This window comes from Streptomyces sp. NPDC026092, assembly GCF_040638605.1.
GTDB lineage: Bacteria > Actinomycetota > Actinomycetes > Streptomycetales > Streptomycetaceae > Streptomyces.
Genome location: NZ_JBEZYN010000005.1, coordinates 262,404 through 276,646 on the forward strand (window position 1 = coordinate 262,404; position 14,243 = coordinate 276,646).

A 14,243-nucleotide genomic window follows, 5' to 3' on the forward strand; every position below is an offset into this window, starting at 1 on the left:
GGTGCAGAAGACGAAGGGGCACCCTCCCCCACGGAGGTGCCCCTTCGTCCGTTTGAGGTCCGCTCGGCGGGTGGGCGTCGGCGCGCGGCCGCCCGCCGGGCGGAGACTGTGGGTCCGCTGTGTTCGTCAGCCGCCGAGCGCCGTGTAGCGGGCGCGCAGGTCGGCCGCGCCCTGCTCCGTCAGCGCGCCGTGCAGCCGCATGCGGGCCACACCGCCGTCGGGGAAGGCGTCCAGGCGGACGTGGGTGACGACGGCCTGCGCGGGGAGCTTGAAGCGGTGCAGGGTGTCGGGCTGGAGCCTGGTCCGGGGGATGATCTCGAACCACTCGCCCGCCTCGCCGTTGCGGCCCTGGAGCGCGATCCAGCCGGCCGAGTTGCCCTTGAGGTACGCGGTGTCGATCTCGACGGCGCGTACGGCGCCCTGGGCGGCGAGCCGGAAGCGGACCCAGTCGTTGGTGCCCCGGACGCGGCGGCGGCGGTTCTCCCAGCCGTCGTCCATCTTGCGGGAGGTGCCGGGCAGGATGATCTGGGTCGGCGAGGAGTAGAACTTGTCCGACGCGTCCTCGTACACGCCTCCGTTGAGTACGGAGATCAGGTCGAGGGTGCCGAGCAGCTCCAGCCACTCCGGGTCCGCGACGACCTCGCCGTGGACGCGCAGGCGCGCGATGCCGCCGTCGGGGTGCTGGCAGACCCGTACGTGGGTGAAGCGGCGCTCGGCGTCGATCGCAAAGCCGTTGGCGGCGTGGCCGCGCACGGGGGTCGGCGGGACGAGCTCCTCCCACTTCACGTCGTCGGCGAGAAGCTGCTCCGGGCTCGGCGAACCCTCCACGGCGGCGGCCTGGATCGACACCCGCTGCGGGTAGTTGCCACGGAAGTGGGCGGTGTCGACGATGATGCCGCGGATCACGCCGGGGGCGCCGAGCCGGACGATCGCCCAGTCGTGGTCCTCGGGGGCGGGGAAGACGTTCTCGGCGTCGGCGCCACGGCGGCGGCGGGTCTCCCAGCCGTCCATGATCTTGCCCTTGTGCCCGAAGTGCTCCGGGTCGAAGACGGCGCGCTCGCGGACGAGGAGGTTCTCCCGCTCGGCGAAGAACTCGTCGTTGGCGGCGACGACACCGGCGCCGAGGCGACGGTCGGCCAGGTCGACGAGCTCGGTGAAGGGGAAGTCACCGGTGCGGTAGTCGGCGTACGGGTCGCCACCGCCGTAGGGAGCGGCGTCGTTGGCGTGCGGGTCGGCGTTCGCGGCGTTCTCGTCGAGGCTCATGGAACGACTGTGCGCTTCCAGGACGCAGCGGGTCCATCGAATGTTTTCGACAGGTGTGTTCAGTTCTACTGAACGGTCTCGCGCTGGACGGCCGCCTGCCGGAGCGCGGCGAGGACCCGGGCCACGGCGGGGCCCTCCTCGGCCCCGCGCCGTACCGCCGCGACGACATGGCGGCGCGGCTGGTCGGCGGCGAGGACCCGCATGACGACCCCGCGCTCGCCGCGCCGCTCGGCGGAGGCCATCCGGGGGACGAGCGCGACGCCCATCCCGGCCTCGACCATGGCGAGGATGGCGGTCCAGCCGGCGGCACTGTGGGCCTGCTCGGGGACGAAGCCGGCGGCCTCGCAGGCGGCGGTGGTGATCTCGGACCAGGGCCCTGAACCGCCGAAGATCCAGGGTTCGGCGGAGAGGTCGGCGAGCCGGAGCCCGGGCGCGTCGGCGAGCGGGTGGTCGGCGGGCAGGGCGACGTCGAGCGGGTCGGCGAGGAGCGGGACCCGGCTGAACTTGGGGTCGCGCGCGGAGGGGGCGTGGGCGGCGAGCGAGAGCGCGAGGTCGACGTCGCCGGTGGAGAGGAGTTCGTACGCCTCCGCCGCCTCGGCCTCGCGGACCTTGACCTCGAGCCCGGGGTGGGCGGTGCGCAGCTGCTGCACGGCGGGGACGACGAGGGCGGGCACGGCCGTGGAGAACGCGGCCACCCGCACCTGCCCGGCCTCGCCGCGCAGATAGCCGTCCAGTTCGGCGTCGGCGCGCTCCAACTGGGCGAAGACGACCTCGGCGTGCCGCAGCACGAGATGGGCGGCGTCGGTGAGCCGGACCCGCCGCCCCTGCGCCTCCAGGAGCTGCACGCCGAGCTGCTTGGCCAGGTTGGTGAGCTGCTGGGAGACGGCCGAGGGGGTCATGAGCAGCGCCTCCGCGGTCGCGGTGACGGTGCCGCGGTCGCGGAGGGTACGGAGGATCTGGAGCTTCTTGATGTCCCACTCGGTCATGGGGCGCAACCTACCGGGCGCCCCATGGGGATCCGTCACGTCCTGGCCCGGGCGCTCGCAAGCGCCACGCCGCCGAGGATCAGCGCCATGCAGGCGCCGCCCAGAAGGCCGAGTTCCTCGCCGAGGAGGGCGTACGAGAGGAGGGCCACGCAGACCGGCTGGAGGTAGTAGACGACTCCGGCGCGGGCCGCGCCGATCAGGGCGATGGCCTTGTTCCAGGCGAAGAAGGCGACGGCGGAGGAGAAGACTCCGACATAGAGGAGCGCTCCGACGGAGCCGGGGGTCGGGGCGAAGCCGCCCTGGACTGCGAGGCTGACGCCGTACGCCGGGAGCAGCATCAGGGCGCCGAGCACGAAGGTGGTGAAGAGGAAGGCCAGGGCGCCGATCTCGGCCGGCTTGCGCTTGAGCAGCGCGCTGTACGAGGCGAAGGAGAGGGCGGCCGCGAACATCCACAGGTCCCCCGCGGTGAAGTCGACGGCGGGGGAGCCCTTGCCGACGAGGAGCAGCACGCCGAGCGCGGCGAGGAGCATCCCGGCGGTGCGGCGGGCGCCGAGACGTTCGCCGCCCAGGCGGGAGTAGAGCGCCATGATCACCGGGGAGGCAGCCATGATCATGCCCATGTTGGAGGCGGAGGTGGTCAGTCCGGCCTGGTGCACGAGGGTGTTGTAGAGGGCGACGCCGAACAGCGAGGCCAGGGCGACGTACCCGAAGTGGCGGCGGATCAGGTGCCGTTGCCGCCAGGCCTGCCGGGCCGCGAGGGGGGCGACGGCGACGAGGGCGATGACCCAGCGCCAGAAGACGGCCTGGACCGGCGGGACGGAGTCGGCCATGTCCCGGGTGGCGACGAAGCTGCCGGACCAGACGACCGTGGCGACGAGCGCGAGGAGCAGCCCGACGCCCGCGCCCCGCGCGAGGCGGCGCGGGGCGGTGGGGGTGGTCGGGGTGGTCCCTGCGGTACGGACGTGGTCCAGGAGCGCCACGGTGGTCCTTTCGGTCGGTGTGGCCTCTACCGTCGCACCGGGGAAACCTCCAGGTCCATCGAAAGTTTCCGATCATTCCGTTCAGGTGAGCTGAACGGTTCGGTGTTCTTCGGAGTACGGGGGTTCAGCTGACCGAAGAGCGTGGCACCGAAGGCGATCGCCATGCCGGCGAGCTGGACCGGGCCGAGCGCCTGGCCGAGGGCCACCCAGCCGACGACGGCCGCGGTGATCGGCGACAGCGGGCCGAGGAGGGTCACGGAGGAGGCGCTCAGCCGCTCGATCCCGCGGAACCAGAGGAAGTAGGAGATCGCGGTGTTGCCGAGGGCCAGGTAGGCGTAGCCGAGCAGGTTCGTGGAGTCCAGGGCGGGCGGGGCGCCCTCGACGAGGGCGGCGATCGGCAGGATCACCAGGCCGCCGGCGGTCAGCTGCCAGCCGGTGAGCGCGAGCGCGCCCGCCCCTTCCGGCCTGCCCCAGCGCTTGGTGAGGACGGTGCCGGCCGACATGGAGAGCGCCGAGAGGAGCCCGGCGAGCACGCCGACGAGGTCGAGGGCGGCTCCCGCCTTCAGGACGACGAGGCTGACGCCGAAGGCGGCGGCGACGGCGGTGAGCAGGGTCCGGGCGGTCGGCCGGTCGCCGAGGAGGAGCGCGGCCAGGCCGACCACGAAGAGCGGGCCGACGGAGCCGACGACCGCCGCGACGCCGCCGGGGAGCCGGTACGCGGCGAGGAAGAGGAGCGGGAAGAAGGCGCCGATGTTGAGCGCCCCGAGGACCGCCGCCTTCCACCACCAGGCCCCCCGCGGCAGCTTGCGGGTGACGGCGAGGAGCAGGAGTCCGGCGGGCAGGGCGCGCATGAGGCCGGTGAAGAGCGGTCGGTCGGGCGGCAGGAACTCGGTGGTGACGAAGTAGGTGGAGCCCCAGGAGATCGGGGCGAGCGCGGTCAGGGCGACTACGGCGGCCTTGCGGGACATGACGGGTCCCCCCTTGTCGGAGCGGTTTCGAGCGACTCGTTGGCGAGCGACCCACCGGCGAGTGAGGTGGTGGCGAGCGACTCACCGGTGAGCGGCTTGCCAGTAAGTAGCTTAGCAGTAAGCTACTTACTGGCAAGTGGCTTTCTCGTGAGATGCTTTCGGGCATGGACCGCACAGAACCCGCGACGCACGACGCCGTCGACGCCATCACCGACCAGTGGGCGGTCGTCCGCCCCGACCTGGACACGCTCCCGATGGCCGTCTTCGGGCGGATCTACCGGCTGGCCGGGGCTATGCGCGGCCGGGTCGACAAGGCGTACGCCCCCTACGGGGGCATGTCACTCGGGGAGTTCGACGTCCTGGCGACCCTGCGCCGCTCGGGGGCGCCCTACACCCTCTCGCCGCGCGAGCTCACCGCCACGCTGATGATCACCACGGGCGGGATGACGGGCCGGCTGGACAAGCTGGAGAAGGCGGGTCTGCTCAGCCGCAGCCCCGATCCGAACGACCGGCGCGGGCTGCGGGTGACGCTCAGCGAGCGCGGGATGGAGCTGGTGGACCAGGCCGTCGGCGCCGGTCTCGCACAGCAGCGGGAGGCGCTGGAGACCGCGCTCACGGCCGAGGAGGCGGAACAGCTGGCGGGGCTGCTGCGCAAGCTCCTGGCGACGACGGTGGTCTGAACGGGGGCGAAGGGCGGGGCCTCGAGCCCCCCGTGGGAGTACACACGAGGGCGCCGCGCCGGTACGCGTGTACCGGCGCGGCGCCCTCGAAAAGCGACGGGGTCGTCAGGCCTTCTTGGGCCTGTCGGACTTGTCGAGCACCATCACGAGACCGGCGATCACCAGGAACAGCACGATCGGCGCGGCCACGAACAGGCCGAGGGTCTCCACGACACTCAGCTTGGGGGCCGGGTCGTCACCGTCGTCGCGGGTCAGCGCGAGCGCGGGGGACGACATGAGCAGCATCATCAGCGTCGTACCGGCCGCGACAGCACCGGCGCGCAGGGCGTTCTTCTTGTCCACGGTGCAAACGTAGCGAACAGCTAAACGGGGCGCGCGTCCGGGGGTGCCGTACGGGACCCGGCGAGGGGGGCGAAGACCTCGAACAGGCGGTGTGCCCGGGGCGAGGCGGCCAGCTCCTCCAGGGTCGTCGGCTGCCCCTCCGGGCCCGCCACCGGCAGCCGCCAGTTGGGGTACTGGTCCCAGGTCCCGGGCAGGTTCTGGGGCCGCCGGTCCCCCACCGCGTCCGGCAGCCACACCCCGACCATGGCGGCCGGGGTCCGCAGCAGGAACCGGTGGACGGCCCTGACCTCGGCCTCCTCGTCGCCCGGGCCCTCGGGCAGCAGCCCGAGCAGCTCCAGGTACGTCAGCCACTCGCCGACCTCCGCCGCGTCCCTGGCGCGCTCGTGCCCCAGGTCGCCGGTGAGCAGCCCGAGCCGGTGGCGCAGGGCGACGTGGTCGCCGGAGAGCCGGGCGGCGGTGGAGGGCAGGTCGTGCGTGGTGGCCGTGGCCACGCAGTCGGTGCGCCACTCCTCGGGGGCCAGCGGGCGGCCCGTGCCCGCCCAGTCCCGTTCGAACCAGAGCACGGAGGTGCCGAACACCCCGCGCCGCGCGAGCGCGTCGCGGACCCCCGGCTCGACCGTGCCGAGGTCCTCGCCGATGACGACCGCTCCGGCCCGGTGGGCCTCCAGGGCGAGGACCGCGAGCATCGCCTCGGAGTCGTAGCGGACGTAGGTGCCCTCGGTGGGTTCGCGGCCCTCGGGGACCCACCAGAGCCGGAACAGGCCCATGACGTGGTCGATCCGCAGCGCGCCCGCGTGCCGCAGGAGCTCCCGCAGCAGGCCGCGGTACGGGGCGTAGCCGGAGGCGGCGAGGGCGTCAGGGCGCCACGGCGGCAGACCCCAGTCCTGGCCGCGGGAGTTGAAGGCGTCGGGCGGGGCGCCGACCGACATGCCGGCGGCGAACGCGTCCTGGAGCGCCCAGGTGTCGGAGCCGTCGGGATGGACGCCGACCGCGAGGTCGTGGACGATCCCGACGGCCATCCCCGCCTCCCGCGCGGCCGTGCTCGCGGCGGCCAGCTGGCGGTCGGTCAGCCAGGCGAGCCGGCAGTGGAAGTCGACCCGGGCCGTCAGCTCCTCGTCGGCGCGGACGGCCGCGGCGGCGGAGAGCGGATCACGCAGCTCCTCGGGCCAGGACCGCCAGTGGTGGCCGTGCCGTTCGGCGAGGGCCTGGTAGGTGGCGTGGTCCTCCAGGGCGCGGCCCCGCTCGGCGAGGAAGTCGCGGTACTCGGCGCGCCGGCCGGGGCCGAGCTCCACCGTCGCCACCAGCGCCAGGGCGCGCCGCTTCAGCTCCCACACCGCGTCCCGGTCGATCAACGCGCCTTTGCGCAGCACGCGTTCACGCAGCTCGGCGGCGTCGGCGAGGATCGCGTCCAGGCGGTCGCGGTACTCGGGGCCCACGAAGTCGTACTCGGGGATGTCCTCGATCCGCAGATGCACGGGGTCGGGGAAGCGGCGGGAGGACGGGCGGTACGGGGACGGGTCGGAGGGCGCCCCGGGCACGCCCGCGTGCAGCGGGTTGACCTGGACGAAGCCGGCGCCGTGCGTCCGGCCCGCCCAGGTGGCGAGTTCGCGCAGGTCGCCGAGGTCGCCCATGCCCCAGGAGCGGGCGGAGAGCACCGAGTACAGCTGGGCGAGCAGCCCGAAGACCCGCCCTTCGGGCCGGGGCACGCGCGCGGGGGCGACGATCAGCGTGCCGGTGTCGCTCCGGCCGTCGGGGGCCTCCGCCTCGATCCGGTGGACGCCGAGCGGCAGGCCGGCCCAGTCGGGCCCGTCCACCCGCTCACCCCGCTCCGTCGTCACACGGAGCCGGGTGCCGGGCGGCAGGCCCTCGGGGGGCCGCGCGGGGCCGTCCTGCCGGTGGACCAGCGTCGGCGGGAGCAGCCGGGCCTCCCCGGCCCGCCGCGCGGCTTCCAGGGCGGCGGCGACCGCCTCGGGCGTACCGGCGTCGACGTCCAGGGCGGCGAGCACGGCCACGACCGTGGCGTCGGGCACCTGGACGGTGACGCCCTCGGACGGCTCGTACGCGGTGGCGACGCCGTGGAGGGCGGCGAGGCGGGCCAGGGTCACTTCACACTCCAGAGGTCTGGGTCGGTGGTGGACCTCGCCTGCGGCCCGGCGCGGCCCGGCGGTCACATGCCGGGGGACTCCGGGCCGCCCGAGGTCCAGGGGGCGGTGGGTTCGCTGGTGAGCGGGGCCGCCGGGGTCAGGGGCGGTTCGCTGGTGAGGGGGGCCGCGTCCGCGAGGGGCGGTTCGCTGGTCAGGGGCGCCGCGTCGGCGAGGGGCGGCTCGCTGGTGAGCGGGCCCTGTTTCGGTACCGGTATCTCGGCGAGGTGGGGGGTGGTCACGGTCACGGGGGTACTCCCGGCTTCGTCTCGACAGGTGGAACGAGCAAGCCCTACCCACCGCACCCCGTTTTACCGGCGGAACTTGGCGCGGCGGCGCCACCTCGCCGAAAGCCGGGCGGGCAAACCGGGCACATCGGCCACGCACGTTGACACCCCGCCGGACGGGTGGTGGGGTCGTGACCTACTCGTGACCAACGGGGGAGCAGAGAGGAGTTCGGCGTGCACCTCGGGCGCAGGAAGCGGACGGCGACGGCCGTGGCCGCCGCCGTGATCGGCGGGCTCCTCGGCGGCGGCGTCCCCGGCGCGGCCCAGGCCGCCCCGGTCTCCCCCGTCACCACCCCCGACGCGCCGCAGAGTCCGGCCCAGCCGGCCGTGTGGCCCCGCCCGCAGTCCCTGCGGGCGACGGGTCCCGCCGTGCGGCTCGGCGGCGAGGTGACGCTGCTCGCGGACCCCGACGCCGACCCGTACGCGGTCGCCGCGCTGCGCGAGGCGCTGCGGACGGCGGGCGTACGGACCGTCCACACGACCCTGCCGGGCGGCGGCCCCGTGCTCCGCGTGGGCGCCGCGGCCTCCCATGAGGCCCTGCGGGCGCTGCGCGTGGCCGATCGGGGCGATCTGCCGCGCGGCGGCTACCGGCTCGCCACGGGCCCGGTGGGCGGCCGGGACACCGTCGCCCTGGACGGCGTCGGCCCGGAGGGCCTCTTCCACGGCGTCCAGACGCTCCGTCAGCTGATCGAGGGTCAGGACGAAGGTCACGCCGCAGGTCAGGACGCACGTCAGGACGCCGACGAGGGGCTGATCCCCGGCGTCGTCGTCCGCGACTGGCCCGCGACCGCCGTGCGCGGCCTCACCGAGGGCTTCTTCGGCCACCCCTGGAGCCACGAACAGCGGCTCGCCCAGCTCGACTTCATGGGCCGCACCAAGCAGAACCGGTACCTCTACGCGCCCGGCGACGACCCGTACCGCCAGACCCAGTGGCGCGACCCCTACCCCGCCGAGCGGCGCGCCGAGTTCCGCGCGCTCGCCGAGCGGGCCCGCGCCAACCACGTGACCCTCGCCTGGGCCGTGGCACCCGCCCAGTCCATGTGCCTGGCGTCGGACGCCGACGTGAAGGCGCTGACCCGCAAGGTCGACGCGATGTGGGCGCTGGGGGTGCGCTCCTTCCAGCTCCAGTTCCAGGACGTCAGCTACAGCGAGTGGCACTGCGAGAAAGACCGGGAGACCTTCGGGCGCGGGCCCGAGGCGGGCGCGACCGCCCACGCGCGCGTGGCGAACGCGGTGGCCCGCCACCTGGCCGAGCGGTACCCGGACGCGGAGCCGCTCACGCTGATGCCGACGGAGTACTACCAGGACGGGGCGACCGCGTACCGCACGGCGCTCGCCGCCGGCCTCGACACCGGCGTGCAGGTCGCCTGGACCGGCGTCGGCGCCGTGCCGCGCGCCATCACCGGGCGCGACCTGGCGGGCGCCCGCGAGGCGCTGCGCAGGCCGCTGGTCACGATGGACAACTACCCGGTCAACGACTACGCCCAGGACCGGCTCTTCCTCGGCCCCTCACAGGGCCGTGAGCCGGCCGTCGCGGCCGGTTCGGCCGCGTTCCTCGCCAACGCCATGGAGCAGCCGGCGGCCTCCCGGATCCCGCTCTTCACCGCCGCCGACTACGCCTGGAACCCGAAGGGTTACCGGCCCCAGGAGTCCTGGCGGGCCGCCGTCGACGAGCTGGCGGGGCCGAACCCGGCGGCCCGCGAGGCGCTGCGGGCCCTGGCCGGCAACGACGCCTCCTCGCTGCTCGACCCGGCGGGCGAGTCGGCGTACCTGAAGCCGCTGATGACCGCGTTCTGGAACACCCGTACCTCGCAGGACAAGGCGGTACGGGAGAAGGCGGCGCGCGAGCTGCGGGCGGCGTTCACCGTGATGCGGGAGGCCCCGCAGCGCCTTGCCGGGGCCGCCGACGGCACCCTGGACGACGAGGTCGGGCCCTGGCTGGAGCAGCTCTCGCGCTACGGCCTCGCGGGCGAGACCGCCGTCGACATGCTGCTCGCCCAGGGCCGCGGCGACGGCGCCGAGGCCTGGCAGGCCCAGCTGCGCCTGGAGCCGCTGCGCGAGGCGGCGAAGGCGAGCGGGGCGACCGTCGGCGCGGGCGTCCTCGACCCCTTCCTCACGCGCGCGGTGACGGAGGCCGCGGCCTGGACGGGCGCCGACCGCGAGCGCCGGACCGGACGTCAGCCGGACGTGGCCGTCGAGCCGGACGCGTACACCCTGCGCCTCGACCGCTCACGGCCGGTGGAGACGGTGACCGTGATGACGGAGCCCGGTTCGGACGACTCCGCGCGCGTGGAGGCGTTGGTCCCCGGCGAGGGCTGGCGGGCGCTCGGCCCGGTCTCCCCGACCGGCTGGACGCAGACGGACATGAAGGGGCTGCGCGCGGAGGCGGTCCGGGTCGTGTGGGACGGCGCGGCCGGGCCGGTCGCCCCGAAGGTGCGCTCCCTGGTGCCCTGGTTCGCGGACGAGCCGCGCGCCGAGCTGGAGCTGGCCCGGTCCGCGACGGACGCCGAGATCGGCGGACCCGCGCAGAGCGTGGACGTCCGGCTCGTGGGCCGGTCCACGGACGAGGTGCGCGGGGCGCTGACGGCGCGGGCGCCGAAGGGCATCCAGGTACGGATGCCGTCGGAGGCCCGGATTCCGCGCGGCACGCGCGCGACGGTGCCGCTCCAGGTGTCGGTCGCCCCGGACGTGCCCGTGGGCGAGTACCGGGTGCCGGTCTCCTTCGCGGGCGAGGAGCGGGTCCTGACGGTCCGGGCGTTCCCGCGCACGGCGGGCCCGGACCTGGCGCGCACGGCGACGGCCTCGTCGTCCGGTGACGAGACCCCCGACTTCCCGGCGGTCTCGGCCCTGGACGGCGATCCGGCCACCCGCTGGTCCTCCCCGGCGGAGGACGGCGCCTGGTGGCAGCTGGAGCTGGCGGACCCGGCCCGGATAGGGCAGGTGGTCCTGCACTGGCAGGACGCGTACGCCACCCGCTACCGCATCCAGGTCTCCCCCGACGGCCGCACCTGGCGCACGGCGGCCACGGTCGCCGAGGGCCGGGGCGGCCGCGAGAGCGTCCGCATGGACGCGGCGGACACCCGCTTCCTGCGGGTCCAGGGCGACACGCGGGCGACACAGTACGGCTACTCGCTCTGGTCGGTGGAGACGTACGCGGTGGCCCCTCCGGCCGCACCGAGGACCTCCGAGACGCCGGAGACACCCGAGACGCCCGAGGCACCGGAGGGCACGGAACAGCCGAAGACCCCCGAGGGAGCGCGGTAGCGCCAGGGGCGCCTCGGTGAGGCGCCCCTGGCGTACGGCACGGCGTGACGACGACGAAGGCCCGGCTCAACCCGCCTTCACGGCCCCCGTGGGGGCGGTGGAGACGGCGTCGATCCGGGCCATCACGTCGTCGGCGCCGTACGGCTGCAAGTACGGCAGCCAGCGTGGGTCCCGATGTCCGGTCCCGATGATCCGCCAGGCCAGGCCGCTGGGCGGCGCGGGCTGATGGCGCAGCCGCCAGCCCAGGTCGTGCAGGTGCCGGTCGGCCTTGACGTGGTTGCAGCGGCGGCAGGCCGCCACGACGTTCTCCCAGGCGTGCGTGCCCCCGCGGCTGCGCGGAATGACGTGGTCGACGCTGGTTGCGACGCCACCGCAGTACATGCAACGCCCGCCGTCACGGGCGAAGAGGGCTCTGCGGGTCAGAGGAACGGGCCCCCGGTAGGGGACCCGCACGAACCGCTTCAGCCGGACCACACTCGGTGCGGGGATGACGCGGGTCTCGCTGTGCAGGAAGGCGCCGGACTCCTCGAGGCAGAGTGCCTTGTTCTCGAGGACGAGGACGAGCGCGCGGCGGAGCGGTACGACGCCGAGGGGCTCGTACGACGCGTTGAGGACCAGGACATGCGGCACGGATGCCTCCTAATACGCCGGCGGCGCGTGGCTCGCGCCGGGACGAACTGCTCTCAGTCTCTCCTCATGCCTGGTCGGAGCGCCACCACGTACCCGTAACGGGCTTGGAGTGTTCTCGACCACATCGGCATCGTCACCGGGTACATCCCCGCGTGAGGTCGGTCTCTCCCCCGAACAGCACAACAGGAGCACTCCTTGTGCCCCGTTAGTGTGGATGTTCGCGTACACCACGCCTGGAGGTTTCTCGTGCTCTGGTCCGCCCCGCAGACCGCCGACGATCCGCAGAAGGTCCCCGTCACCCTCGACGAGGCCGCGGAGAAGGCGACGAACGCCGCGGGCTGGGTGGAGGAGAACTGGTCCACCTGGCTGAACACCGGCCTGCGGATCCTGCTCATCCTGGTCGTCGCCCTGCTGCTGCGGATGGCGATCCGGCGCGCGCTGACCAAGCTGATAGAGCGGATGAACCGCTCCGCCCAGGCCGTGGAGGGCACCGCGCTCGGCGGGCTCCTGGTCAACGCCGAGCGGCGGCGCCAGCGCTCGGAGGCGATCGGCTCGGTGCTCCGCTCGGTCGCGTCGTTCGTGATCCTGGGCACGGCGGGGCTGATGATCCTCGGCGCGTTCCAGATCGACCTGGCACCGCTGCTCGCCTCCGCCGGTGTCGCCGGTGTCGCGATCGGCTTCGGCGCGCGGAACCTGGTCACGGACTTCCTCTCCGGCGTCTTCATGATCCTGGAGGACCAGTACGGCGTCGGTGACTCGGTGGACGCGGGCGTGGCCTCGGGCGAGGTCATCGAGGTCGGTCTGCGGGTGACGAAGCTGCGCGGCGTCGACGGCGAGATCTGGTACGTCCGCAACGGCGAGATCAAGCGGATCGGCAACCTGAGCCAGGGCTGGGCGACGGCGGCGGTCGACGTGACGGTCCGCCCGACGGAGGACCTGGACCGGGTGAAGTCGGTGATCGACGAGGCCACCGCGTCCATGGCGAAGGAAGAGCCGTGGAACGAGCGGCTGTGGGGTCCGGTGGAGATCCTCGGCCTCACCGAGGTGCTGATGGACTCCATGACCGTCCGGGTCTCGGCGAAGACGATGCCGGGCAAGGCCCTGGGCGTGGAGCGCGAGCTGCGCTGGCGGATCAAGCGCGGCCTGGACGAGGCCGGCATCCGGATCGTCGGCGGCATCCCGCTGCAGGCGGAGGACTCCCCTTCGGCCGACCCGACCGCCGGCATGGCGGCGCCCTCGGCCTTCGCCTCGGCGACGTCCCCGCAGGGCATGGCGGCCAGCCCGCTGCCGAAGCCGGACCTCACGAAGTAGCCCACCGCCCGTTTCACGGAGCCCCCGCAGGTAACGCTTTGGTTGCCTTCGGGGGCTTCGCGCGTACCCGGGTATTGACGCCCCGGTGACGGCCGCCCTACCGTCCTCCCACCGAATAGGAAACTTTCCTAACAGTGCACCTCACGTGCAGAGAGGCAGGTGCGTCGTCATGGCCGGTACGACCCCGGGCACCCCCGGCACCCCGCGCGTGCTGCGAGCCATGAACGACCGCGCCGCCCTCGACCTGCTCCTGGAGCACGGCGCGCTCTCCCGCACCCGGATCGGCAAGCTCACCGGCCTGTCGAAGCCGACCGCCTCCCAGCTGCTCGCCCGCCTGGAGGCCGCCGGGCTCGTCGTCGCCACCGGCACCACCGCGGGCCGGCCGGGCCCCAGCGCGCAGCTGTACGCCGTGAACGCCCGGGCCGCCTTCGCCGCCGGCATCGACGCGAACCCGCACCGGATCCGCGCCGCCGTCGCCGACGTCACCGGCACGGTCGTCGGCGAGTTCGAGCTGCTCACCCCCGGCCGCGGGAACGACGGCGTCGTCCGCCAGGTCACCACCGCCCTCGACGGCGCCGTCAAGGACGCCGGGATCACCCGCGCCGACGTGCACCGGCTCGTCATCGGCACCCCCGGCGCCTTCGACCCGGCCACCGGCCGCCTGCGGTACGCCTCCCACCTGCCCGGCTGGCACTCCCCCACGCTCCTGGAGGAGCTGGCGGCCGTGCTGCCGATGCCGTTCGAGTACGAGAACGACGTCAACCTGGTGGCCGTCGCCGAGCAGCGCCTGGGCGCCGCCCGGGGCCACGAGGACTTCGTGCTGCTGTGGAACGAGGAGGGCCTCGGCGCCGCCCTCGTCCTCGGCGGCCGGCTCCACCGCGGCTTCACCGGCGGCGCCGGCGAGGTCGGCTTCCTGCCCGTGCCCGGCACCCCGCTCGTACGGCAGGTCACCAAGGCCAACTCCGGCGGCTTCCAGGAGCTCGCCGGCGTCCAGTCCGTACCCCGGCTCGCCCGGTCGCTCGGGATCGAGACCGCCGAGCAGCCCTATGTGGCCACCGCCGCCCGGCTGCTCCGGCACGCCGCCGCCCACCACGGGGACGACCCCCGGTACGCGGCGCTGCTCGACCAGTACGCCGAGCGCGTCGCCACCGGTCTCGCCTCTCTCGTCGCCGTACTCGACCCCGAACTCGTCGTCCTCTCCGGTGACGCGATCGTCGCCGGCGGGGAGCCGCTGCGCGAGCGCGTCCAGTCCGAACTGGCCGAGCTCGCCGCCTCCCGGCCGCGGCTCGTCCTCGGCGACGTCGACCGGGACCCCGTCCTGCGCGGGGCCCTCGAGAGCGCCCTCGCGACCACCCGCGACGAGGTCTTCGACACGTCCCGGTAGCCCCGAC

The 14,243-nt window shown here is 74.2% G+C and carries 12 protein-coding genes; 4 read left to right on the forward strand and 8 right to left on the reverse strand.

Annotation, left to right across the window (positions count from 1 at the left end):
- Positions 1–126: 126 nt before the first annotated feature.
- The 4 genes from alc to AB0F56_RS10680 all read right to left on the reverse strand — a co-directional run bounded on the left by alc (position 127) and on the right by AB0F56_RS10680 (position 4,197).
- Complete coding sequence (gene alc, locus AB0F56_RS10665) at positions 127–1,263, reverse strand: allantoicase (RefSeq protein ID WP_362006665.1); 1,137 nt, start codon at positions 1,261–1,263, stop codon at positions 127–129.
- Positions 1,264–1,328: 65 nt separating this feature from the next.
- Positions 1,329–2,249 carry a LysR family transcriptional regulator gene (locus AB0F56_RS10670; protein ID WP_362006667.1) on the reverse strand — a complete coding sequence of 307 codons (921 nt, stop codon included), beginning with the start codon at positions 2,247–2,249 and terminating at the stop codon, positions 1,329–1,331.
- A 35-nt stretch (positions 2,250–2,284) separates the two neighbouring features.
- Complete coding sequence (locus tag AB0F56_RS10675) at positions 2,285–3,139, reverse strand: DMT family transporter (protein WP_362006953.1); 855 nt, start codon at positions 3,137–3,139, stop codon at positions 2,285–2,287.
- Positions 3,140–3,255: 116 nt separating this feature from the next.
- Positions 3,256–4,197 (reverse strand): EamA family transporter, encoded by a 942-nt coding sequence (locus AB0F56_RS10680; protein ID WP_362006669.1) that lies wholly within the window; start codon positions 4,195–4,197, stop codon positions 3,256–3,258.
- 164 nt (positions 4,198–4,361) lie between these two features.
- On the opposite strand from AB0F56_RS10680, the gene AB0F56_RS10685 reads away from it, so the two are divergent.
- Positions 4,362–4,877, forward strand: coding sequence for a MarR family transcriptional regulator (locus AB0F56_RS10685; protein ID WP_362006671.1), 516 nt, complete (start codon positions 4,362–4,364; stop codon positions 4,875–4,877).
- A 105-nt stretch (positions 4,878–4,982) separates the two neighbouring features.
- Here AB0F56_RS10685 and AB0F56_RS10690 read toward each other — a convergent pair whose 3' ends face one another.
- The 3 genes from AB0F56_RS10690 to AB0F56_RS10700 all read right to left on the reverse strand — a co-directional run bounded on the left by AB0F56_RS10690 (position 4,983) and on the right by AB0F56_RS10700 (position 7,608).
- Complete coding sequence (locus tag AB0F56_RS10690; protein WP_260226244.1) at positions 4,983–5,219, reverse strand: hypothetical protein; 237 nt, start codon at positions 5,217–5,219, stop codon at positions 4,983–4,985.
- 20 nt (positions 5,220–5,239) lie between these two features.
- Entirely contained in the window at positions 5,240–7,324 is a 2,085-nt protein-coding gene (malQ, locus tag AB0F56_RS10695) for a 4-alpha-glucanotransferase (protein WP_362006674.1), read from the reverse strand.
- 62 nt (positions 7,325–7,386) lie between these two features.
- Complete coding sequence (locus AB0F56_RS10700) at positions 7,387–7,608, reverse strand: hypothetical protein (RefSeq protein ID WP_362006675.1); 222 nt, start codon at positions 7,606–7,608, stop codon at positions 7,387–7,389.
- 213 nt (positions 7,609–7,821) lie between these two features.
- Between AB0F56_RS10700 and AB0F56_RS10705 the strand changes: the two genes are divergently transcribed.
- A complete protein-coding gene (locus AB0F56_RS10705) occupies positions 7,822–10,911 on the forward strand; it encodes a beta-N-acetylglucosaminidase domain-containing protein (RefSeq protein WP_362006678.1) in 3,090 nt (1,029 codons plus the stop codon).
- Positions 10,912–10,977: 66 nt separating this feature from the next.
- On the opposite strand, the gene AB0F56_RS10710 is transcribed toward AB0F56_RS10705, so the two are convergent.
- Complete coding sequence (locus AB0F56_RS10710; protein WP_362006681.1) at positions 10,978–11,541, reverse strand: HNH endonuclease; 564 nt, start codon at positions 11,539–11,541, stop codon at positions 10,978–10,980.
- Positions 11,542–11,787: 246 nt separating this feature from the next.
- Between AB0F56_RS10710 and AB0F56_RS10715 the strand changes: the two genes are divergently transcribed.
- Complete coding sequence (locus AB0F56_RS10715) at positions 11,788–12,852, forward strand: mechanosensitive ion channel family protein (RefSeq protein WP_362006683.1); 1,065 nt, start codon at positions 11,788–11,790, stop codon at positions 12,850–12,852.
- A gap of 169 nt (positions 12,853–13,021) precedes the next feature.
- Positions 13,022–14,236: an ROK family transcriptional regulator gene (locus AB0F56_RS10720; RefSeq protein WP_362006686.1), complete on the forward strand. Its 1,215-nt coding sequence runs from the start codon at positions 13,022–13,024 to the stop codon at positions 14,234–14,236.
- Positions 14,237–14,243: the final 7 nt, after the last annotated feature.